20 protein-coding genes and 1 tRNA gene are annotated in these 20,685 nt (G+C 71.3%); 7 read left to right on the plus strand and 14 right to left on the minus strand.

Annotated elements, in window-relative coordinates; genetic code table 11:
• Nucleotides 1–35 precede the first annotated feature (35 nt).
• The 3 genes from AB0B91_RS20965 to AB0B91_RS20975 all read right to left on the minus strand — a co-directional run bounded on the left by AB0B91_RS20965 (nucleotide 36) and on the right by AB0B91_RS20975 (nucleotide 3,142).
• Nucleotides 36–926, minus strand: a complete 891-nt coding sequence (locus tag AB0B91_RS20965; protein ID WP_358321823.1) for a CoA ester lyase — start codon at nucleotides 924–926, stop codon at nucleotides 36–38.
• A complete protein-coding gene (locus tag AB0B91_RS20970; protein ID WP_358321826.1) occupies nucleotides 916–2,127 on the minus strand; it encodes a CoA transferase in 1,212 nt (403 codons plus the stop codon). Before AB0B91_RS20970 ends, AB0B91_RS20965 begins: the two co-directional genes overlap by 11 nt.
• A gap of 97 nt (nucleotides 2,128–2,224) precedes the next feature.
• Nucleotides 2,225–3,142: a LysR family transcriptional regulator gene (locus tag AB0B91_RS20975; protein ID WP_358321829.1), complete on the minus strand. Its 918-nt coding sequence runs from the start codon at nucleotides 3,140–3,142 to the stop codon at nucleotides 2,225–2,227.
• Nucleotides 3,143–3,245: 103 nt separating this feature from the next.
• On the opposite strand from AB0B91_RS20975, the gene AB0B91_RS20980 reads away from it, so the two are divergent.
• From AB0B91_RS20980 to AB0B91_RS20990, 3 genes are read left to right on the plus strand one after another with little or no spacing between them, the layout of a single operon-like run.
• A complete protein-coding gene (locus tag AB0B91_RS20980; RefSeq protein ID WP_358321832.1) occupies nucleotides 3,246–4,562 on the plus strand; it encodes a citrate:proton symporter in 1,317 nt (438 codons plus the stop codon).
• A 17-nt stretch (nucleotides 4,563–4,579) separates the two neighbouring features.
• Nucleotides 4,580–6,100 (plus strand): CocE/NonD family hydrolase, encoded by a 1,521-nt coding sequence (locus tag AB0B91_RS20985; RefSeq protein WP_358321834.1) that lies wholly within the window; start codon nucleotides 4,580–4,582, stop codon nucleotides 6,098–6,100.
• Complete coding sequence (locus AB0B91_RS20990) at nucleotides 6,097–7,665, plus strand: tannase/feruloyl esterase family alpha/beta hydrolase (RefSeq protein ID WP_358321837.1); 1,569 nt, start codon at nucleotides 6,097–6,099, stop codon at nucleotides 7,663–7,665. Before AB0B91_RS20985 ends, AB0B91_RS20990 begins: the two co-directional genes overlap by 4 nt.
• 15 nt (nucleotides 7,666–7,680) lie before the next feature.
• On the opposite strand, the gene AB0B91_RS20995 is transcribed toward AB0B91_RS20990, so the two are convergent.
• The 10 genes from AB0B91_RS20995 to AB0B91_RS21040 form a co-directional block, all read right to left on the minus strand.
• A complete protein-coding gene (locus AB0B91_RS20995; RefSeq protein WP_358321840.1) occupies nucleotides 7,681–8,415 on the minus strand; it encodes an NPP1 family protein in 735 nt (244 codons plus the stop codon).
• 200 nt (nucleotides 8,416–8,615) lie between these two features.
• On the minus strand, nucleotides 8,616–9,524 hold the full coding sequence (locus AB0B91_RS21000) for an amidohydrolase family protein (protein ID WP_358321842.1): 909 nt from the start codon (nucleotides 9,522–9,524) through the stop codon (nucleotides 8,616–8,618).
• Nucleotides 9,521–10,693 (minus strand): VWA domain-containing protein, encoded by a 1,173-nt coding sequence (locus tag AB0B91_RS21005; RefSeq protein WP_358321845.1) that lies wholly within the window; start codon nucleotides 10,691–10,693, stop codon nucleotides 9,521–9,523. The genes AB0B91_RS21000 and AB0B91_RS21005 overlap by 4 nt, the downstream gene beginning before the upstream one ends.
• A 26-nt stretch (nucleotides 10,694–10,719) precedes the next feature.
• The gene (locus AB0B91_RS21010; protein ID WP_358321848.1) at nucleotides 10,720–11,598 is read right to left on the minus strand and encodes a MoxR family ATPase; all 879 of its coding nucleotides are present in this window, start codon (nucleotides 11,596–11,598) and stop codon (nucleotides 10,720–10,722) included.
• Nucleotides 11,595–11,897, minus strand: a complete 303-nt coding sequence (locus tag AB0B91_RS21015) for an EthD family reductase (RefSeq protein ID WP_358321851.1) — start codon at nucleotides 11,895–11,897, stop codon at nucleotides 11,595–11,597. Before AB0B91_RS21015 ends, AB0B91_RS21010 begins: the two co-directional genes overlap by 4 nt.
• 13 nt (nucleotides 11,898–11,910) lie before the next feature.
• On the minus strand, nucleotides 11,911–12,915 hold the full coding sequence (locus tag AB0B91_RS21020; RefSeq protein ID WP_358321854.1) for a molybdopterin cofactor-binding domain-containing protein: 1,005 nt from the start codon (nucleotides 12,913–12,915) through the stop codon (nucleotides 11,911–11,913).
• Between the two features lie 2 nt (nucleotides 12,916–12,917).
• Nucleotides 12,918–14,327 carry a molybdopterin cofactor-binding domain-containing protein gene (locus AB0B91_RS21025; RefSeq protein WP_358321856.1) on the minus strand — a complete coding sequence of 470 codons (1,410 nt, stop codon included), beginning with the start codon at nucleotides 14,325–14,327 and terminating at the stop codon, nucleotides 12,918–12,920.
• Nucleotides 14,324–14,809: a (2Fe-2S)-binding protein gene (locus tag AB0B91_RS21030; RefSeq protein ID WP_358321859.1), complete on the minus strand. Its 486-nt coding sequence runs from the start codon at nucleotides 14,807–14,809 to the stop codon at nucleotides 14,324–14,326. The genes AB0B91_RS21025 and AB0B91_RS21030 overlap by 4 nt, the downstream gene beginning before the upstream one ends.
• A gap of 27 nt (nucleotides 14,810–14,836) precedes the next feature.
• Nucleotides 14,837–15,127, minus strand: a complete 291-nt coding sequence (locus tag AB0B91_RS21035; RefSeq protein ID WP_358321862.1) for a hypothetical protein — start codon at nucleotides 15,125–15,127, stop codon at nucleotides 14,837–14,839.
• On the minus strand, nucleotides 15,112–15,639 hold the full coding sequence (locus AB0B91_RS21040; protein WP_358321865.1) for an FAD binding domain-containing protein: 528 nt from the start codon (nucleotides 15,637–15,639) through the stop codon (nucleotides 15,112–15,114). The genes AB0B91_RS21035 and AB0B91_RS21040 overlap by 16 nt, the downstream gene beginning before the upstream one ends.
• Nucleotides 15,640–15,716: 77 nt before the next feature.
• On the opposite strand from AB0B91_RS21040, the gene AB0B91_RS21045 reads away from it, so the two are divergent.
• From AB0B91_RS21045 to AB0B91_RS21060, 4 genes are all read left to right on the plus strand, one after another.
• Nucleotides 15,717–16,394, plus strand: coding sequence for a GntR family transcriptional regulator (locus AB0B91_RS21045; protein ID WP_214636703.1), 678 nt, complete (start codon nucleotides 15,717–15,719; stop codon nucleotides 16,392–16,394).
• Nucleotides 16,395–16,465: 71 nt separating this feature from the next.
• Nucleotides 16,466–17,857, plus strand: a complete 1,392-nt coding sequence (locus AB0B91_RS21050) for an AAA family ATPase (RefSeq protein ID WP_358321868.1) — start codon at nucleotides 16,466–16,468, stop codon at nucleotides 17,855–17,857.
• Nucleotides 17,854–19,041 (plus strand): tetratricopeptide repeat protein, encoded by a 1,188-nt coding sequence (locus AB0B91_RS21055; protein WP_358321871.1) that lies wholly within the window; start codon nucleotides 17,854–17,856, stop codon nucleotides 19,039–19,041. The genes AB0B91_RS21050 and AB0B91_RS21055 overlap by 4 nt, the downstream gene beginning before the upstream one ends.
• Before the next feature lie 82 nt (nucleotides 19,042–19,123).
• A tRNA-Met gene (locus AB0B91_RS21060) sits at nucleotides 19,124–19,186 on the plus strand.
• Between the two features lie 425 nt (nucleotides 19,187–19,611).
• On the opposite strand, the gene AB0B91_RS21065 is transcribed toward AB0B91_RS21060, so the two are convergent.
• Complete coding sequence (locus AB0B91_RS21065; protein ID WP_358322208.1) at nucleotides 19,612–20,289, minus strand: site-specific integrase; 678 nt, start codon at nucleotides 20,287–20,289, stop codon at nucleotides 19,612–19,614.
• Between the last annotated feature and the right edge of the window lie 396 nt (nucleotides 20,290–20,685).

The following is a 20,685-nucleotide window of genomic DNA, read 5'->3' on the forward strand; positions in this document are numbered from 1 at the left end:
GATCTCGCTCGGTCTCCCGGATACCGCTCTCCCCGTCAGATGGAAGACATTCCGGCCTTCTGGAGAACGGCTCGTGCTCGCGCCGCCATGGCCTCGTCCACCATGTCCCCTTCGAAGGTGATCGCTCCAGCGCCGCGTGCCTGCGCCTCCTCCACGGCGGCGATCATCCGCGCGTAGCGGGCGAGCTCCTCGGGGGTGGGTGAGAACGCCTCGTTGATCACGGGGATGTGGGAGGGGTGGATGGCCATCATGCCCTCGTAACCGAGGGAGCGGTTCTGCTCGGCGAACGCCCGCAGCCCTTCGAGGTCGGCGAGGTTGGTCCACAGGCCGGCGATCGGGCAGGGCGCGCCCGCCGCCCGGACGTCCAGCAGGACCCGGGAACGCAGTGTCAGGGTTTCGGTGCCCTGCGGGCTCCAGCGGTAGCCGATCGCCCGCTCGACGTCGCCGCCCTTGCCGGTGACCGCGCCCAGGTAGGCGACGCGGGGAGCGGCCCTGGCGATGTCGTACGCCCCACGCAGCGCGGCGGCGCTCTCCAGCAGCGGCACCAGCGCGAGGTGGCCCTCGGGCAGGCCGTGTTCGCGCTCGCACCAGGTCAGGAGCCGGTCGGCCAGGCGTACGTCCTCTGGGTCACCGACCTTGGGCAGGACCACTCCGGCGAGGCGGGCGTGCGTGATGGCGCGCAGGTCCTCTGCGGCCGTCCAGCCGTCGAGCGGGTTGATCCGGACGAAGAGCGCCATGTCGCCCGTCGCGCCGGCGATGGCGTCGGCCACCCGGGCCCGCGCGGCGGCCTTGCCGGCCGGCGGGACGGCGTCCTCCAGGTCGAGGATGGCCGCGTCGGCTCCGGCGGCCGCCGCCTTGGCCAGCCACTCGGTTCTGGTGCCCGGGACGAAGAGCAGGGAGCGCAGCGGGAGGCGTTCAGATGACACCGCGCTTCTCCAGTTCCGCGAGCTCGTCCGCGCCGAGCCCGAGCCACTGGCGGTAGACGAGGGCGTTGTCCTGGCCGAGCGCGGGTCCGGTTCGCCAGACGTGCCCGGGCCGCTGATGGAAGTGCGGGAGAGCGGCCTGCATGCGGACCGGCCCGAGGTCGGGGTCGTCGACCGTGATGATGTCGCCGCGTTCGGCGTACACGGGATCGGCGGCGATGTCCTCGGCCGTGAAGACGCGTGAGGCGACCACCTCGGCGTCGGCGAACGCGCGCAGGCACTCGGCGGTCCCGCGGGCGGCCACCCAGTCACGCAGCCCTTGGTCCAGCGTCTCCCGTCCGGCGAGCTGCCGCTGCGTCGTGGCGTACTCCTCCTCGGGCAGGCCCAGGAGCCGGACGACGTTCAGCACCGAGCGGACGGTCGCGGAGGTCACGGTGATCCAGTCGCCGTCGCGCGACAGGTAGGTGTTGATGACCGCGGCGGGGGCGACGGCAAGCTGGTTGCCGGACCTGCCGGGTACGACGCCGAGCTGGTCGTGCGTGATGACCTGCCATTCGACGAGCCGGAACAGGGGCTCGAACAGGGCCAGGTCGATCCACTCGCCGTCGAAGCCGGGGTCGTGCGCCCGGCGGTGCAGGGCGGCGAGCACGGCGTAGGCGCCCATCAGCCCGGTCACCGCGTCGCCGTGGGAGAATCCGGTGTGCACAGGAGGACCGTCGGGGAACCCGGTCAGGTGCACCACGCCGCTCCTGGCCTCGCCGACCTTGCCGAAGCCCGGTGCGTCCGCCAGGGACGACGTCGCGCCGAATCCGGAGATCTGCAGCAGGACGGCCTTGGGGTTGATCCGGTGTACGGCCTCCCAGTCGAGCTCCCAGGCCCGCAGCCGGCCGGGGCGGAGCGTGACGATCACCACGTCGGCCCAGGCCACGAGCCGGTGCGCCACCTGCCGGCCGTCGGGGTCGTGCAGGTCCAGGGTGACGGAGCGTTTGTTGCGGCCCGCGACCTTGAACCACAACGGCACGCCGTCGCGGGTGGGGCCCATGGCACGGGCGGCGTCGCCGACGCCCGGGGGTTCGACGTGGATCACGTCGGCGCCCTGGTCGGCGAGCATGGACCCGGCCAGCGGCCCGGCGACCACATGGGCGAACTCCACCACTTTCAGACCACGCAACTGCCCCTGGCCGTGCTGCTGTTCGGTCGCCACGCATGAGCTCCTTCGCACTGTCCGGTCCTGTCATCCTGCCCAAGGCGAGAAATGCGGGTCCAGCACAAAAGATCGATAAATTCATGCTATTTACGCATTAACCAATCCACGAGACCCCGGCCGGCAGCTCCGTACGGAACTCTTCGAGCAGGCCGAGGAACGCGCTCGCCGCCAGCGGCAGGGTGCGGCGCGCGCGGACAACGACGTCCAGGCGCCGCTCGACCACGGGACCGGTCAACCGGCGATGCACGACGCGCCCCGGACCCAGGAGGGGCAGCACCAGGGCGGGCATGGCCGACACCCCGAGACCGGCGGCGACCAGGCCGCCCACCGTCGCCACGTTGCCGGCCTCCGCCGCGAGCGTCGGGCGGGCTCCCGCCTGGGCGAACGCCGCGTCGGTGAGCCTGCGGACACTGGATTCCGGCCCGACGGCCAGGAACGGCTCGGCGGCCAGGTCCTCCCAGGTGACCTCGTCCCGGTCGGCGAGCGGGTGCCCCTCGGGCAGCACGGCGTGGAACTGGTCGCGGATCAGCGGACGATGCTCAAGCCGGTCCGGCGACGCGCCGACCGTGGTGATCGCGAAGTCGGCGTCGCCCGACAGCACCCGGCCGAGCACGGCCCGTTCGAGCCCGTCCATGATGCGGACCGCCACCTGCGGGCGCTGCCGCCGGAAAGCGGAGATCATGCGCGGCAGCAGCACCGCCGCGACCGAGGGCAGGGTGGCCACGGCCACCACCCCCGACTCACCGAGCAGGAAGCGCCGCAGCTCCTTCATCCCCGACTCGTGGGCGCCGACGATCTGCTCGGCCACCCGCAGGGTCTCCAGGCCCGCCGCGGTGAGCTGGACGTTGCGGGTGTCGCGCTCCAGCAGGCGGACGTCGAGCACCCGCTCCAGGTCGGCGACCGCGCGGCTCAACGTCGACTGCGAGACGTGCAGCTTCGCCGCCGCGGCGGTGAAGCTCGCCGCTCTGGCCACGGCGACATAGGCGGCGAGTTGCCGGAGGGTAGCGTCCATGGGACCAACCTATGCATATACCGCATGGATAAATCCTCTTTTGATGGTGGACGCGAAAGGTCAGCGCTCGGAAACTTCTCCGTAACCCTCCGAAAGGTCCTCGATGATCGCGCTCCTCGGCTTTCTCACCATCGGCCTGTTCCTGGCACTCACCATGACCAGGCGTGTCTCGGTCCTCACCGCGCTGGTGCTGGTGCCGGTGCTGACCGCGCTGGCCGGCGGCTTCGGTGCCGAGATGGGGCCGATGATCCTCAGCGGCCTGGGCAAGGTGGCGCCCACGGGCATCATGATCGCTTTCGCGGTGCTCTATTTCAGCCTGATGATCGACACGGGGCTCTTCGATCCGCTGATCCGCGGCATCCTGCGCCTGGCCAAGGACGACCCGCTGCGGATCGCCGTCGGCACCGCCGTCATCACGATGTGCGTGGCCCTGGACGGCGACGGCGCCTCGACCTTCCTCATCACCGTCTCCGCCCTGCTGCCCGTCTACAAGCGGCTCAAGATGAGCCCCCTGGTGCTCACCGGTGTCGTCTGCCTGGGCGCGGGCGTGATGAACATGATCCCCTGGGGCGGTCCCACCGCGCGGGCGATGGCCGTGCTGAAGCTGGACAGCTCGCAGGTGTTCACCCCGGTCCTGCCCGCGATGGTCATCGGCATCGTCTGGGTGCTGGTGGCGTCGTACCTGATCGGCCTGCGGGAACGCCGCCGCCTCGGCACCGTGTCCCTGCCCGAGCCGGAGCCGGAGCCCGAGCTGGTAGTCGGAGACGGGCCCGGAACGCCCCTCGCACCGCCGCGCACCCGCCCGCTGCTGACCGCCTTCAACCTGGCGCTGACCATCGCGTTGCTGGCCGGGCTGATCCTTCAGGTGATGCCGCTTCCGGTGCTGTTCGTGATCGGGTTCGCGATCGCCGCGCTGGTCAACCATCCCTCCTGGGAGAAGCAGCAGGAGCTCCTCGACAGGCACGCCAAGAGCGTCGTCCTGGTCACCACGATGATCTTCGCGGCGGGGGTCTTCACCGGGATCCTCACCGGGACCAAGATGATCAACGAGATGGCCACCGCGTTCGTCAACGTCATCCCCGACTCCTTCGGCGGTCACCTGCCGGTGCTGGTCGCGATCACGAGCATGCCGCTCAGCCTGGTCTTCACCCCTGACGCCTACTACTTCGGCGTGCTGCCCGTCCTGGCCCAGACCGCCGGCGGCTTCGGCATCGAGTCCGCCGAGGTGGCCAGGGCCGCCATTCTCGGCCAGATGACCACCGGCTTCCCGCTCAGCCCGCTCACCGCCGCGACGTTCATCCTCATCGGCCTCAGCGGCGTGCAACTCGGCCGGCACCAGCGCTTCATCTTCGGCTGGGCGTTCGCCACCACCCTGGTCATGACCGTGGCCGCTCTCCTGACCGGCGCCATCTCCCTCTGACCGTGTTGGAGCCCCCCATGAAGTACGGCAGGATCGCCGCCGCCCTGTCCGCCGTCTTGACGCTGCCGCTCATCGCGCCGGCCCCCGTACACGCCGACACCGTGCTGCCGGCCGATCCCTTCTTCTCCTACGACCGGGCCGCCACGTACGGCGTGCACACCGAGCGGGTCTCGGTGCCGTTGCGCGACGGCGGTCACCTGGCCTGCGACCTGCACCGGCCCGCGGGCGCGGACGGCCGGCCCGCCGACGGCCGCTTCCCCGGCATCGTCTACGACTACAACGCCTACGACCAACTGCAGGGGCAGGGCCAAGCGGCCGCCTTCTTCGTCACCCGCGGCTACAACGCCGCCGTGTGCAACGTCCGTGGCACGGGCGCCTCGCCCGGACGCCTCGACCCGTTCAGCGCGCAGGAACAACGCGACAACTACGACCTCATCGAGTGGCTGGCCGCCCAGCCCTGGTCCACCGGCCGGATCGGGCAGACCGGCGTCAGCTACGGCGGCCACACCTCCCTGCTGGTCGCGGTGAACAAGCCGCCCCACCTGGCCGCGATCATCCCCGTCGACGGCATCAGCGACTGGTACGAGAACACCATCTACCGAGGCGGCATCTACTCGGCCAGGATCCGCGACTGGCAGCGCGCCGTCGCGCCGGACACCCTGGTGACCTACGCCCAGCACCCGCTCTACGACGACTACTGGCGAGAGCGCAGCGTCAAGGCCCGCTGGCAGAACCTGGACGTCCCGGTCCTGGAGATCGCCGGATGGTACGACAGGTACCGAGCCGCCATGGTGGCGAACTACCAGGCCCGTCCGAAGAACGTGTGGCTGGTCGCAGGCCCGTGGGTGCACGGCTGGCCGTCGGGCCAGCCCGCCGATCTCGGCAACGGCGCCTACCTCGCCTGGTGGGACCGGTGGCTCGGCAACCGCGGTGACGCGCCGCTGCCCGCCGCCAAAGTGACCTCCTACCAGGTTCCGGGCACCGGCTGGCAGCAGTTCACCACCTGGCCGCCTCCCGGCACCCGGCGGACCCGGCTCGGCCTGAGCGCCGACGGTGCGCTGACGACCGGCTGGAGCAAGCCGGCCACCCTCGGCTTCACCGTCAACACCGAGACGACCCCCTCGGCCCCGGACGAGAAGCTCACCTTCCAGACGCGGCCCTACCAGCAGGACACCGTCCTCGCCGGTGACGTCACCGCGAAGGTGCGCGCCACCTTCAGCGCCACCGACGGCAACATCGCGGTCGTGGTCGAGGACGTCGCCCCCGACGGCACGGCCGGCCGCGTCACCCAGGGCTGGCTGAAGGCGAGCCACCGGTCCGGCCACGAACGCGCGGTCCCCGTCCGGCCGGGCAAGACCTATGACCTGGAGATCCGCACCTGGCCGACCCACTATCGGCTGAGCGCCGGCCACAGCCTGCGCGTGACCGTGTCCAGCGACGACTATCCCGAGATCGACTCCGACGCCCCGGCGGGCCGGGTCCGGCTGAGCGTGGGACACGGCGGGACCGAAATCCGCTTCGGCACGGTCACGCCATGATCCGCCTGAGGACGGTCACCGGGAAGGACATCCGCTTTCGGACGCTTTTGGCCGCGATCGCCGTACTGTCGATGGCGTTCCCCTTGAGCGTTCCCTCCGCCGCGGCGGCGGAGAGCGGCACGTGCGAGAGCCTGACCGCCACGACGCTGCCCGACGCGACCGTCACCCTCGCCGAAGCGGTCCCCGCGGGGAGCTACACCGCTCCCGACGGCCGGGTCCTGCCGTCGGTGCCCGCGTTCTGCCGGGTCCACGGCATCGCCAAGCCGGTGCCCGGCTCCACCATCGGTTTCGAGGTGTGGATCCCCCGCCAGGGGTGGAATCAGCGGCTGCTGATGTTCGGCAACGGCGGATACAGCTCGGCCATGGACTTCCCGTCCATGGGTAGTGCCGCGCTGGCGGCCGGGTACGCGACCGTCGCCACCGACACCGGGCACACCGGTGACGACCCTGACGTGTTCCGCCAGGGCGCCGCCAACCCGGAGATCATCGTGGACTGGGGCCACCGCGCGGTCCACGAGACGATCGTCAACGCCAAGCCGATCGTCGCGGCGTACACCGGGTCCAAGCCGCGCTACTCCTATTTCATCGGCTGCTCCACCGGCGGTCACCAAGCGCTGATGGAGGCCCAGCGCTACCCGGGCGACTTCGACGGCATCGTGGCGGGTGACCCGGGAAACAACCGGGTCGCGCTCAACGCGGGATTCCTCTGGCAGTTCCTCCGCAATCACACCGCCGGCACCCCTGACCCGATCCTCCCGGCGGCCAAGCTGCCCCTGCTGACGAACGCGGCCGTCCGGCAGTGCCGAGGCAGGGACGGCGGCCTGGTGACCGACGACTTCCTCACCGACCCGCGCCGCTGCTCCTTCGATCCCGCCTCGCTCCAGTGCCCCGCCGACGACTCCCCCACCTGCCTGACGAAGCGTCAGGTACAGGCGGTACGAGAGATGTACGCCGGCGCCCGCGACCCGCGTACCGGCGAACAGATCTACCCAGGCTGGCCGGTCGGCAGCGAAGCGCCCGTGGTGGACGCGTCGGGCACCGTACGGGTGGGATGGAACGGGTACTGGGGCACCACCGCGCCGACCCGGGCGAACTTCTGGCGCTACTGGGTCTTCAACGATCCGGACTGGAACTGGTGGTCCTTCGACTACCACCGCGACCTGCGCGTCGCGGAGAAGAAACTCGGCTCGATCATCGACGCCACCGACCCGGACCTCACGCCGTTCCGGCGCGGCGGCGGCAAGCTCATCATGTACACGGGCTGGGCCGACCCGGTCGTCTCCGCCTACGACACCATCGACTACTACCGCCAGGTGGTCCGCGCCACCGGCGGCGCGCATCAGGCCGTCCGGCGGACACAGGAGTTCGCCCGGCTGTTCATGGTCCCCGGCATGACCCACTGCGCGGGCGGCCCCGGCCCGAACGTCTTCGACACGCTGACCCCGATCGTGCGCTGGGTCGAGCGGGGAACGGCGCCGGCCGAGATCGTCGCGACCAAGTACGTGCACGACAACCCGGCGGACGGCGTCGCGCTGACCCGTCCGCTCAGGCCCTTCACGTGTTGACCGGCCGACGCCGGTTCAGGCATTGGGGTCGAACGGGATGCCGGCCGGTTTGGCCTTCGCCAGTTCCCCGTTGAAGGAGGCGTCCTTGAGCCCGAAGACGGCCGAGCCGAAATTGTGCGCCACCAGGAGGTCGCGGAAGCCGGGCGGGTAGTCGTCCCAGCCGACCAGTGCCGGGAACTGCCACGTGCCCTTGTGGTTCTCCGGCTGCTCGTCGAAGTTGGCGAAGCGGAACGCGTGGGTGGAGAGCCCGTCCTTATGGTAAATGATCTTCGGGTGCGTTCCGGTGTCATCCCAGGGGAGCTGCGCACGCGAGCGGATGCTGTAGCTGCCGTGCGCGGACGCCGCCACGTACTGCGCGGTGCCGCCCTGGACCCAGACCACGACGTGCTCCCAGTCGTGCCGATGCCCACAGCATCCGGGCAATGCCTGGTCCTTTTCAAAGTAGAGCCCGTAAATGTAGGCACACCACCCGTTATTGCACTTGGAACGTGAATAGGAGTTGGTGTTGTCGAGGTCGGACAGGTCATGGCATTGCCCGTTGACCGCGCCGCCCAGCGCCAGGCCCGGCGCGATGGTTCCGTCGCGTCCGATGGCGGGCGTGGGATAACAGCCGTCTCCGTCATAGTCGAACGCCGGCTGGTAGGTGCGGTCACTCGACGGCGCGGCCCCGTCGAGGGCGGTCGGCGGGACGGCGTAGGCGATGCCCGGAATGGCTAAGACGATCGCGACGGCGCCCACCAGCACGCGCACGGCGAACGATAATCGCCTTGACCACCCGACCGCCGGATGCCGAGCACTCTGGAGATCTTTCGCATCGATCATGCCTATATCAGACGACGGCTAACCCGACAAAGCAATAATCAGCAGAATTAGCCAACGGCTTTCCCGGCACAATGGAGAAGTGTTCGGACGCATTCGCAACAGGGGCCCACATCATCCTGTAGAGCCGGTCAGAGGCGGTAGACCCGGGTGGCCGTCGCGGTGAACACGTCCCGGAGCTCCGCCGCGGATCTGCCGGACAGCACGTCCTGCCAGGTGGAGAGCAGGGTGGGCAGGTCGGTCCAGAGCTTCTCGATCGGGAAGTTGCTCCCCCACATGCAGCGGCGGGAGCCGAACAGGTCCAGGCAGGTGCCCGCCACCCTCTCGATCAGCGGCCGGTCCACGCGGTGCACGAAGGTGCCCTGGCCGGTGAGCTTCACCACGACGTTGGGCCACCCGGCCAGGAGCCCCAGGCCACGCGTCCACTCCGCGACGGCCGCCGGTTCGGCGCCCACCGGCATCCCTGCGTGGACCAGCACGAACGTCACATCGGGGAAATCGTTGACGAGGTCCGCGGCGTCGGCCATCTGGGCGGGGAACACCTGGAGCTCGAACAGCCAGCCCAGATCGGCGAGCGCGGCGAGGTTGCGCCGGAAGACGGGGTCCTTCATACGATCGGGGGCGGAGGCGAAGCGGAACTCCGGCCGTTCGTGCCAGTGCAGTTGCAGCCGGGTGCCGCGGACGAGCGGCGTGATGGCGGCCTGGTGCCGCAGGACGTCGGCCGCCCCCTCGTCGAACAGGTCGGCGGAGCCCACCACGGCGGTGGGCCAGCCCGTCTCGGCGTGCACGTCGCGCAGCCACCGCACCTCGTCCACGGACCGGTCGAGCGGCCAGTTGGCCTGGACGTAGACCGCCGAGGTGATACCGCAGGCGGTGGCCTCCGCGGCGTATTCGGACACGGGGTAGTCGCGGCGGATCGGCTCGTACGGTCCGAAGATGCGCGGCACCATCTCCCCTTGGAGCCAGGGCAGGTCGGCGGCCCGCCAGATGTGGTGATGCGCGTCGACGATTCCGGTATCGGGGGCGAAAGAGGAGGTCATCGGGTCTCTCCCATCGTGGACCAGCGCCGCGCCGCGGTGTGGCGGGGGCCGGACAGGACGGCGGGCAGGCGGCGTACCTCCGCCAGCGCGGTGGCCAGATCGCGTACGCCGCCGAGGTGGTCCAGGCTCGGGAGCTGCGCGGCCATGGCGCGCGTGGCGGGGCGGTAGGTGGGCGAGCAGGCCAGCGGGGACCACCAGACGAGCCGGTGGCCGAGCCGCGACAGGCGAGCCGTGGCGCGCACCATGGGGGCGCAGTCGCCGCGTTCGAGCCCGTCGGACAGCACGATCACGAGCGCGCCGCGGGCGAGCGCCGCGAACCGCGGGTTGCCCAGGAAGCGCTCCAGCACGGCGCCGATCGCCGTGCCACCGTCGGCGTCCGTGACCAGCCCCGACACCGCTCGCAGCGCCCGGTCGGCGTGCGGGTGCGACAGCGCGGCGGTGATCCGGGTGAGCCGGGTGCCGAAGCAGAACACCTCGGTACGGGCCGGCGCCGCGCGCAGCGCGGTGTGCGCCACGCGGAGCAGGTCCGGGGTGTGCTGCCGCAGCGAGCCGGAGACGTCGACCAGGATCAGCAGGCGGCGCGGGCGCGGTGGGCGGGCCAGGCGCCGCAGCTCGATGATCTCCCCGTCGTGGCGGTGGGCGCGCCGCAACGCGTGCCGTACGTCCAGCCGGTCCCCCGACCGGGCCGGTCGACGCCGCCGTGACGGCGTCGCGGGCAGTACGGCGGGCCAGGCGGCTTCGAGCGTGCGCATGAGCACGCGCCGCCGTTCGCCGGTCCGGCCGAACTCGCGCGTGCCGTACGTGCTCAGAGTGCTGGCCTCGACACCGTCGCCCGGCCGCACCTCATGAGGCGGCGGGTCGTCCTCGCCGGGTCCGCCGGGGGACGGCGCACCACCGTTGTCGCCTTCGGGCGGCGGCCCGGCGGGCCCGGGGCCGCCCTGCCGGAACCAGGCATCGAAGACCCGGTCGAAGGCGGGCAGGTCGCCGATGTCCTGGAGCAGGGTGATCCGGGCGTACCAGTACAGCGTGGTCAGGTCGGGCGGCGGGGACTCGGCGATCACCCGCAGCAGGTCCGCCCGCTTGGCCGGCGCGGCGGGCACGCCCGCGCCGCGCAGCGCGGTCAGGAACCCCCACAGGAGGTCCGCAGCGAGCGCGACCGGGTCACGCACCACCGAACAGCTTCCGCGCGACCGGTTCACACACCACCGAACAGCTCCTCCGCGTGCTCGAGGAGCAGCCGGGTGTCCTCCTCGTCCTTGATCAGCAGGCCGAGTGCCCGCCGCAGTGCCACCGGCCACGGGCTGCCGCCCTCGGCGAGCGCCAGCGCACCGCGTGCCCACTCCACCGACTCGGCGATGCCGGGCCGTTTGAGCAGCGGCAGCCGCCGTACCCGCTCTACCGCCCGGACGAGCCCGTCCGCCGCCCGGTCCTCCAGCCCGGGGATCGCCGCGCGCAGGATCGCCCGCTCCCGGTCCGGCTCCGGGAAGGCGATCCAGTGGTAGAGGCAGCGCCGCTTGAGCGCGTCGTGCAGTTCGCGCGTGCGGTTGGAGGTCAGCACCACGATCGGCGGCGTGCCCGCCCGCACCGTGCCCAGCTCCGGGATCGTGATCTGGAAGTCGCCCAGGAACTCCAGCAGGAACGCCTCGAACTCACTGTCGGCCCGGTCGATCTCGTCGATCAGCAGCACCGCCCCCCGCTCGGCCCGCACGGCACGCAGCAGCGGCCGGCGCAGCAGGAACTCCTCGCGGTACAGATCGCCGATGTCCTCGCCCCGGCTCTCGGCCACCCGGACGTGGAGGAGCTGCTTGGGGTAGTCCCACTCGTACAGGGCCTGGCCCGAGTCCAGCCCCTCGAAGCACTGCAGGCGGATCAGTTCCAGGCCGGTGACGCGCGAGAGCACCGCGGCGACCTCGGTCTTGCCGACGCCCGGCTCGCCCTCCAGCAGGAGCGGCCGGCCCAGCCGCAGCGCCAGGTGGACGGCCGTGCACAGCCCCTCGTCGGCGAAGTACCCCTCCCCCGCCAGCGCGGCGGCCAGCTCGCGCTCGTGCGAGAGCCAGGAGGCGGCGGGGGTCACAACTGCGCGTGCTCGGTGGTCAGCAGGTGGACGCGCTGGGAGGTGTGCGCGGCGGCGTCGGCCGCCGCGGCCTTGCCGTGCTCGGAGCCGAACGCGGCGGCGCGGGCGTCCTCGTCGTCGAAGTACAGCTCGTTCACCGAGTCGTAGGGACCGCCGTCGCCGGTGGCGACGCTGACGGTGTACTTGCGCAGGCCGGGCAGCCGCCTGGCGAACTCGGCGTGGTCCTCCAGCACCCACTTCGCGAACTCCTCGTGGGACAGGCCCTCGGCGCGCTTGAGCAGCGAGACGACTTTCAGCATGGTTCCTCCGGTTTCAGGTGTCGCGCAGGGCGTCCAGCCCGCGCAGGACGCGTTCGGGGGTGAACGGCATCGACTCCAGGCGCACGCCGCAGGCGTCGAAGATGGCGTTGGCGATGGCCGGGATCGGGGCGTTCGCCGTCATCTCCCCGATCCCTTTCGCGCCGTACGGCCCGTTGCCGGCCGGGCGCTCCAGGAACAGGCTGTGCTGGATGGGAATGTCGGCGGGACCGGGCATCAGGTACCCGGCGAAGTCGTGCGGCCCGTGGTCGCGCGAGGGGTAGTACGGCTCGGTGGTCTCGAACAGGGCGTGCGACACGCCCATCCAGGCCCCGCCCTCCACCTGCTGCGTCGCCATGGCCGGGTTGAGCGCCCGGCCGATCTCGTAGGCGTTGTACAGCTCCAGCACCTCGACCACCCCGGTCTCGTCGTCGACCTCGACGACGGCGGCCGTGCACGCGTGCGCCTGGCAGGAGTCGGGGTCCATCTCCCCGGTCTCGGGCACCGGTGCGCTCGGCTCCTTGAGATAGATGCCGCGGCCGGAGATCGTCCGTCCGTGCTTGAAGTGCGCGGCCAGCGCCAGGTCGGTGATGTGGATGGCCTTCTCCTGCGCGCCCTTGAGCCTGATGTAGCCGGTCCCGTCGGTCTCCAGGTCCGCGGCGTCGACCTCCAATTCCTCGGCGGCCACCTCCAGCATCACGCCGCGCGCCTCGGCCGCGGCCATGATGACGGCGTTGCCGACGCGGTGGGTGCCGCGGCTGGCGAAGGTGCCCATGCAGTGCGGGCCGGTGTCGGTGTCGGCGGTGTCGACCAGCACGTTCCCGATCGGCAGGCCGAGCGTCTCCGCGGCGCACTGTGCGGCGATCGTCTTGATGCCCTGGCCGAGGTCCACCGAGGACAGCGAGATCACGAACGTGCCCGTGGTCGTGGCGTGGATCAGCGCCTGCGAGGGGTCGCCGCCCAGGTTCATGCCGGTCGGGTAGTTCACCGACGCGTACCCGCGCCCGCGCAGCTTCGCCATGGCTACCGCCCTTCCCTGCTCGTGGAGGACATGCGGCGGTACGCCTCGGGCAGCTCGTGCCCCGCCATCTCCGCCGCCTTCTGGATCACTTCGACCAGGGCCGTGCCCTCGGCGACCTTGCGGTGGGCCTTGAGGTCCCCGTCGCGGTAGGCGTTGAGCAGGCGCAGCCGCAGCGGATCCAGGTCCAGAGCGCGGGCGATCCGGTCCATCTGCGACTCCAGCGCGAAGTCGGCGATGGTCACGCCGAACCCGCGCATGGCGCTGGACGGCGTGCGGTTGGTGAACACGCAGTGGCAGTCGGCCCACACGTTCGGGATCGCGTACGGGCCGGGCAGGTGCGCGGCGGCCTTGGTGGTGCCGTACGGGCTGTGGCGGGCGTACGCGCCGGCGTCGACGTACAGCGTGACCTTGCGGCCGATGATCTGGCCGTCGTCCATCACGGCGTCCTTGATGTAGATGCGCTCGGCCGCGCGCGGCGAGGAGACCTGCATCTCCTCGGCCCGGTCGTAGACGAACCTGACCGGGCGGTCGGCCGCCATCGCGGCCACGCACGCGACCGGCTCGACCACCACGTCCACCTTGCCGCCGAAGCCGCCGCCGACCGTCCCGCCGACGATGCGCAGCTTGTTGAACGGCGTGCCCAGGATCAGCGCGGTGTTGTCCAGGGTGAAGAAGCACGCCTGGGTGTCGGAGTGGATGCGCAGCCGCCCATCGGCCTGCGGGACGACGACGCAGCCGGTGGTCTCGGCGGGAGCCTGCTCGATCGGCGCGGACTGGTAACGCCACTCGAAGACGTGGTCGGCCCGCGCGAACGCCTCCTCCACGTCGCCGAAGCGGATCCGGCGGCAGTGGTGGCCTTCGTAGATGAAGTGGTTCTGCCCGTGGTACTCGTTGACCAGCGGCGCGCCGTCCTTCAACGCCTCCTCGACGTCGAAGACCGGCGGCAGGTCCTCGTACGCGACCCTGATCCTCGCCGCGCCTTCCAGCGCGGCGGACTCGGTCTCGGCGACCACCGCGCAGATGGGCTCGCCGAGGTAGCGCACCTTGTCCACGGCCAGGATGGGCTCGTCGTCCGGTCCGACGCCGATCAGCTTGAGCGGGGTGTAGAGGTTGTTCGGGATGTCGGCGTGGGTGAGGATCCGCAGGACGCCCGGCACGGCCAGGGCCTCGGTCAGGTCCACGTCCAGGATCCTGGCGTGATGCCGGGCCGAGCGGTGCATCTTCAGGTGCGCCAGCCGCGGCGGGAGCACGTCCTCGAAGAACTCGGTACGCCCGGTGACGTGCCCGCGCGCGTCCGAGCGCTGGACGACCGAGCCGATGACGGTGAAGTCGCCGCCGTCCACGCCCGTGCCCGCGGCGGAGCGTTCGGCGGCGAAGGTGCTCGTGTCGATGGGGGCGAGCCGGTAGGTCATCGCGACACCGCCGCGCGACGGCGTCTGGCCGCCTCCATGATGGCGATCACGATGGGCCGGTAGCCGGTGCACCGGCAGACGTTGCCCGAGATCGCCTCGACGACGTCGGCCTCGCTCGGATCGGCGTTCCGGTCGAGCAGCGCCTCGGCGACCATGATCATGCCGGCCGTGCAGAAGCCGCACTGGGTGGCGAAGCAGTCGACGAAGGCGCTCTGCACCTCGTCCAGCTCACCGCCGGCGGCGACCCCCTCCAGCGTACGGACCGAGCGGCCCGCGACGGTCTCCACCGCGACCAGGCAGGCGGCCTCGGGCCGGTCGTCGACCAGGACGGTGCAGGTGCCGCAGGCGCCCTGCGCGCAGCCGCGCTTGGCCGCGGTGAGCCCGAGCGACTCGCGCAGGCTCGCGAGCAGCGTGGCCCCCGGCGCGGCGATGAACTCCCGTCGCTCGCCGTTGACGACGAGCGAGACGATCTGTGACGGCACGGCCCACCTCTCATCTGGCCAACTCATTCAGGGGACGAAGGCGCGGCGCAGATGCACCGGCAGGACCCGAGCCCGGTACCACGCGCTGGCGTAGGCGTCGTCGAAGGGGTCGATGTCGCTTTGGGCCGCCACGCCGGCCTCGGTGAGGACCTCGTGGGTCAGCGGACGGCCCAGCAGCAGGCGCTCGGCCGACAGCGCGCGGACCGGACGCGCGGCGACTCCGCCGAGCGCGATCCTGGAGAAGGTGACCAGGCCGTCGGCGGTGCGGGTCACGGAGGCGACGGTCACGATCGCCGCCGAGTTCAGGCGGCGGCGCATGGCCTTGTGGTAGCGCCAGGCACCCGGCTCGGGAGGCGCGGCCCGTACCGCCACGACGATCTCCCCTGAGGCGACCCGGAGGTCAGCACCTCGGCCAAGGGCGCGTCACGCCGGCCGTCCGGCCCGGCGATCTCGCAGGTCGCGTCGAGGGCGAGCAGGCAGATGGCCAGGTCGCCGTACGGCTGGGCGACGAACAGGTTGCCGCCCACGGTGGCCTGGTTGCGGATGGTCGGGGAGGCGATCGTCCGCAGCGCCGGGCGCAGGAAGGCGAGCCCGGGATGCTCGCCGACGGCGGTGAGGGTGGCCGCCGCGCCGATCCTGGCCACCCCTGCGCGGACTTCGACGCCGTCCAGCCCGGCCCGGCACAGGCTGACCAGCTCGGTCGCGGGCGCGGCCCCGCTGTTCACCAGCGGCATCACCACGGTGCCGCCGCCCATGATCCAGGCTCCCCGTGCCGAGTAGGTGACCGCGGCCTCGGCCGATTCCGGCACGTGCACGGCCTGGATCACCATGTGCGGCCCCTTTCGTTAATTATCGATAATTGATTATCGTGCGGACATCGTCAAGAGGAGCCTTTAGGATCGGTTTCATGACCGAAGAGCCCTCCAAGCTGCCGCGGCTCACGCTGGCGCGGCAGATCCGCGACTCGTTGGTCAGCAGGATCGTGTCCGGCCAGTTCAGGCCCGGCGAGCGGCTGGTGGAGACGCGGCTCGCGGCGACCTACGGCACCAGCCAGGCGCCCGTGCGCGAGGCGCTGCGCGAGCTGGAGGTCATGCGGCTGGTGGAGACCCAGCCGCGCCGCGGCACCTTCGTCCGTCCCTTCGTCCAGGAGACGCTGCGCGAGAGCTACGTCGTGCGGGCGGCGCTGGAGGAGACGGCCACCCGGCTCGCCCTGCTGGCCGGGACCGTGCCGGTGGAGGCGCTGCGGGCGGATGTGGCGGCGATGCGGGCCGCCGCCGAGAGCGGTGACGGCGAGGCGTCGGCGCGCGCCAGCGTGTCCTTCCACCGGCGCATCGTCGAGGCCGCGCACAACGAGCTGCTCAAGCTCTCCTGGGAGGGCCTGCAGATCGAGGCGCGCACGTCGGTCACGATGGTCGCCACCGAGGTCGACCTGCACGACATCGTGCGCGACCACGCCGAGTTGCTGGCCGCGATGGAGGACGGCGACCTGGAGACCGCGTGCCGGCAGGCCCGCGACCACCAGTGGCACTACGCCGACCTCCCGCACGACGCCCACGGCCGCACCCGCGACTCCGCCGCCGGCTAACCGGTGTGGGTGGGTTTCGGTATCTTGCGTAGTTCAAGACGGACCGAAACCTGCGACAGAAGGGATGGCACGTGCTCGACGATGCCGGTCTCCAGGCGCTCCGCGATGCGGCGCGTCTCTCTCCGGACAACCTTCCCCTCCGGCAGCATCTCGCCGGGCAGCTCCTGGCCAAGGGGTATCTCGGCGAGGCCGAGGCCGAATACCGCGCCGCGCTCGTCCTCGCGCCCAAGGACGCGGACATCACGGCCGGGCTGGCGGAGGCGTTCGTCCGGCAGAGCGCCTATGGCGCCGCGCTGGCCGCGCTCGAGCCGTTGCTGACCTCGTCCGCCTACCAGCCCAAGCTGGGTGTGCTGGCGGCTCGGGCGCTGCTCGGGGAGGGGGACACGGCCGGGGCTGCCTACCGCTACCACGAGGCGGTCTCCCGTGATCCGTCCGTAGGCGATCCTGACCTCGCCGCGCGGCTGTCGGCCCCACCCGTGTCGCCGTACGCCGCACCGCCGGCGCCCGCCTCGCCCTACCCCGCGCCCGCCCCGCACGCGGCGCCCTACCCGGCACCGCCCGCGCCCGCTCCGGCGGACCAGGCTACTGCGGAGGTCGAGCGTTCCAAGCTCACCTTCGCGGAGGTGGCGGGCATGGAGGCGGTCAAGGAGTCGCTAAGGGTCAAGCTCCTGCTGCCGATCCAGCAGCCGGAGCTGTTCGCCGCGTACGGCAAGCGCGCCGGTGGCGGGGTGCTGCTGTACGGCCCACCGGGAGCGGGCAAGACGCACCTGGCCAGGGCCGCCGCCGGTGAGCTCGGCGCGTCGTTCGTCAACGTCGGGCTGGCCGACATCCTGGACATGTACATCGGCTCCAGCGAGCGCAACCTGCGGGCCACGTTCGATCTGGCCCGCCGCAACCGGCCGTGCGTGCTGTTCTTCGACGAGGTCGACGCGCTGGCCGCCCGCCGCTCGGACATGCGCCAGGCGCACACGCGGCAGCTGGTCAACCAGTTCCTGGCCGAGCTCGACGGCGTGGACCAGAACGCCAACGAGGGTGTCCTGGTGCTGGCGGCCACGAACGCCCCCTGGTACGTGGACGTGGCGTTCCGCCGTCCCGGCCGCTTCGACCAGCCGGTGTTCGTACCACCGCCCGACCCCGCGGCCCGCGCGGCCATCCTGCGCATCCTGTGCCGTGACAAGCCGCTGGCCGAGATGGACTTCGACGCGGTCGCGCGGGTCACCGACCACTTCGTCGGAGCGGACCTGAAGGGTGTGGTGGACCGGGCGGTGGAGGTCAAGCTCCAGCAGTCGATCAGCGCGGGCCGGCCCATCCCGCTGTCGACGCCCGACCTGCTGGCCGCGGCGCAGAGCGTACGGCCGACCGCGGTTCGCGAGTGGATGGCCACCGCGCGCAACTACGTGATGCACGCCAACGACTCCGGCGCCTGGGACGAGCTGATGCCCTGGGTCAAGGGCAAGTGGTGACCGTCGCCGACCCGGTGCAGCGGGCGCGGACACTGCTGCAGATGCGCCGCCCGGCCGAGGCCGAACGGGAGCTGCGCGGCGCCCTCGCCCAGGAACCGCAGCACACCACCGCGCACTCCTTCCTGGCCCTCGCCCTGGTCCAGCAGGGCAACGTGGCCGAGGCGATCGCGGAGGCGCATGAGGCGGTACGGCTGGCGCCCGACCAGTGGTTCACGCACTACGTGGCCGGACAGGTGCATCTGCGAGCCGGCCGGCCCGATGAGGCGCTGACCGCCGTCCACGCCTCCCTGGACCTCGAGCCCGAGTACGCGCCGACCTGGGAGCTGCTGGCCCGCGTCCACGTGTTCAAGGGCCAGTGGCCGCAGGCGGCCGATGCGGCCCGCCGTGGACTGGCCGTCGATCCGCAGGAGTCCGACCTGGCCAGCCTGCTGGCGGTGGCCCTCACCGGGCTCGGCGAGGCGGAGCAGGCCACGGCCGCCGCCGCGCACGCCGTACAGCTGGACCCGGAGAGCGCCACCGCGCACCTGGCGTACGGCCGCGCGGAGCTGGCCTTCGGCGACCCCCGCCGGGCGGCGGACGCCTTCCGCGAGGTCCTCCGCCTCGACCCCGGCTTCGACCAGGCCCGGGATCTGCTCGTGCTCGCGCTGAAGCAGCGCAATCCCCTCTACCGGCAGCTCTCGCGGTTGCGGGGCAGGTTCCGCGGGGGGTGGCGGCTGGTGTTCCTGCTGCCCGCGGTCCCGCCCCTCATCGTGGTCTTCATCCTCATCGCGGTCCTGCACTGGGCGGCGTGGGTCGCCGAGGCCTGGACCACGCTCCGGCTGGCCCGCGCCAAGGCCACCCGGCTGCTCTTCGAGGGCGCGGAGTCCCGCGTGGCCGTCCTGTGCTGCGGCCTGGTGATCGCGGGCGCGGCGCTGCTCGTCCTGGGCGTGGCTCTCGGCCAGGACGCCCTCGGCACGGCGGGCGTGGCCGTCATGGCTCTGGTCACCGCGGTCCAGGAGGCCGTGCACACGGGCTCGGCTCGCGGGCGGGCGCTCTTGTACGGCTGGACGGCCGTGCTCGTCCTGGCGATCGTCACGTCGGTGGTGCTCGGGTCGGCGAGCATGGCGCTGCTGGGCGTGTATGCCGGGCTGGCCACGATCTGGGGGGCGGCGGGAGTGCGGCGCGTGCTCGGCCACGAGGGGTAGTTAGCTGGTGACGTCGGTCGCCTGCGGTACGGCCCAGCACACACCGTCATAGTCCGGCACGACCGCAGAAGGAGTCATCGGCAGGGCGATAGAGAGCATCGGACTCATAATCCGTGGGTCGTGGGTTCAAGTCCCATCCGCCCTACTCTCCAATACCGCGTTCGACCTGGGGTTTCTCGGTTCCCGTCGGCCTCTGAGCTCGCTGTTGATCATGGTTGGTTGCTCGCTGGTTGCTCTTGTGTACGGACCGTGTATCGCGGTAGATCATCTAGAACGTCACCGTAAGCTCAGAGCCCAGAGATGACCATCCGAAGATCAAGCGGGAACGTCTGCACATCGTTGCTGGTCAGTGGTGGCTTCATGACCGGTCAAACCTTATCCAAGTGGGCTCGTCTCGCCAGCCAGGCCGTTCGTGACCAGCAGATAAAAGATCCGCTGCTTCTCGAAGCGCTTACGCATGGCCGGTTCACGCGAGGCTCAGGATCGATCGGCTACATCACCTACACGACAGCTGCTGAAGACAAAGGCAGGCCCGCCGGAGGATCGGCGGGCCTGTTGGGTTTTGGTGGTTCAGCTGGTGGTGTCGCCGATGTGGGTCGGCAGTGTGATTAGCCGGGCGGTCTGGGCGCCTGCGGCCGCGGTGTTGACCATGGCGGCGGTGGATTCGGCGGCGGCGCGGGCCACCTCCGGGTAGACGCTGGTGTAGGTGTCGCGGGTGAAGGTGGAGGAGACATGGCCGAGGGTCTCCTGCACGACCTTCAGATCGACCCCGGCGGCCAGCATCAGCGAGGCGGCCCCATGGCGGAGATCGTGCAGCCGCACCGGTGGCAGCCCCACCTGAAAGGCCAGCTGGTAGAACTGGTCGCTGACCTGCTGCGGATGCAGCGGCCCGCCGATCTCGTCGGTGAACACGAACCCGCTGTTCGTCCAGGCCTCGCCCGCAGCCAGCCGCTCAGCAGCCTGCCGCTTGCGATGCCCGCGCAGCCCGGTGATGGTGTCTTCGTCGAGGGCGATGGTGCGGTCGCTGGCCTCGGTCTTCGGCGTGCCCTGTACCGGTTCCCAGCCCAGCTGGGTGATCTGCCAGTGCACCCCGGCGGTCCCGGCGGTCGGGTCGACGTCCTTCCAGCGCAGCCCGACCGCCTCGCCCCGGCGCAGCCCGCGCAGGGCGATCAGCCGATAGAGAGCCGACAGCCGGTGGGTGGCTGTTTGGGCGAGGAAGGTGTAGGTGTGGGAGGGCGTCCAGACCATCACCGGCGACGGCCTCCGGCACGGACGCGTACACGTTGATCATGCTGGCGCGGCTGAGCCGGGCCCCGCGCCGCCGCTGCTCGACGCCGAGCCGGTCTTGCAGGTGGCGGTTCCAGTCGGCGACCCGCTCATCGGTCCACACCAGTGCTTTGGGGCGGTCGGCGTCGGGGAGTTCGACCACCGCGGCGGGGTTGAAGTCGATCAGCCGGTCCTGCTTGATCGCGATGTTCAGCGCGTGCCGGAGGATGGCGCGGATGCGGTGCATGGTGGCCGGGCCGACCGGCCGCCGATACCGCACGCCGCCGGCGCGGGCAGAGGTGATGACGTCGTTAAACTCCTCGATCGCGTCGAACATCCCCGCCACATCGGACACCCGCAGCCGATCCAGCCGGATGT

It is taken from the genome of Nonomuraea sp. NPDC049141 (assembly GCF_040648415.1).
Taxonomy (GTDB): domain Bacteria; phylum Actinomycetota; class Actinomycetes; order Streptosporangiales; family Streptosporangiaceae; genus Nonomuraea.

What these genes read in the sequence shown, in the direction of transcription:
- AB0B91_RS20975 (WP_358321829.1), bottom strand. Translation starts at nt 3,142, where the DNA reads ATGGACGCTACCCTCCGGCAACTCGCCGCCTATGTCGCCGTGGCCAGA.
- AB0B91_RS20980 (WP_358321832.1), top strand. Translation starts at nt 3,246, where the DNA reads ATGATCGCGCTCCTCGGCTTTCTCACCATCGGCCTGTTCCTGGCACTC.
- AB0B91_RS20985 (WP_358321834.1), top strand. Translation starts at nt 4,580, where the DNA reads ATGAAGTACGGCAGGATCGCCGCCGCCCTGTCCGCCGTCTTGACGCTG.
- AB0B91_RS20990 (WP_358321837.1), top strand. Translation starts at nt 6,097, where the DNA reads ATGATCCGCCTGAGGACGGTCACCGGGAAGGACATCCGCTTTCGGACG.
- AB0B91_RS21000 (WP_358321842.1), bottom strand. Translation starts at nt 9,524, where the DNA reads ATGACCTCCTCTTTCGCCCCCGATACCGGAATCGTCGACGCGCATCAC.
- AB0B91_RS21015 (WP_358321851.1), bottom strand. Translation starts at nt 11,897, where the DNA reads ATGCTGAAAGTCGTCTCGCTGCTCAAGCGCGCCGAGGGCCTGTCCCAC.
- AB0B91_RS21020 (WP_358321854.1), bottom strand. Translation starts at nt 12,915, where the DNA reads ATGGCGAAGCTGCGCGGGCGCGGGTACGCGTCGGTGAACTACCCGACC.
- AB0B91_RS21025 (WP_358321856.1), bottom strand. Translation starts at nt 14,327, where the DNA reads ATGACCTACCGGCTCGCCCCCATCGACACGAGCACCTTCGCCGCCGAA.
- AB0B91_RS21035 (WP_358321862.1), bottom strand. Translation starts at nt 15,127, where the DNA reads ATGCGCCGCCGCCTGAACTCGGCGGCGATCGTGACCGTCGCCTCCGTG.
- AB0B91_RS21040 (WP_358321865.1), bottom strand. Translation starts at nt 15,639, where the DNA reads ATGGTGATCCAGGCCGTGCACGTGCCGGAATCGGCCGAGGCCGCGGTC.
- AB0B91_RS21045 (WP_214636703.1), top strand. Translation starts at nt 15,717, where the DNA reads ATGACCGAAGAGCCCTCCAAGCTGCCGCGGCTCACGCTGGCGCGGCAG.
- AB0B91_RS21065 (WP_358322208.1), bottom strand. Translation starts at nt 20,289, where the DNA reads ATGGTCTGGACGCCCTCCCACACCTACACCTTCCTCGCCCAAACAGCC.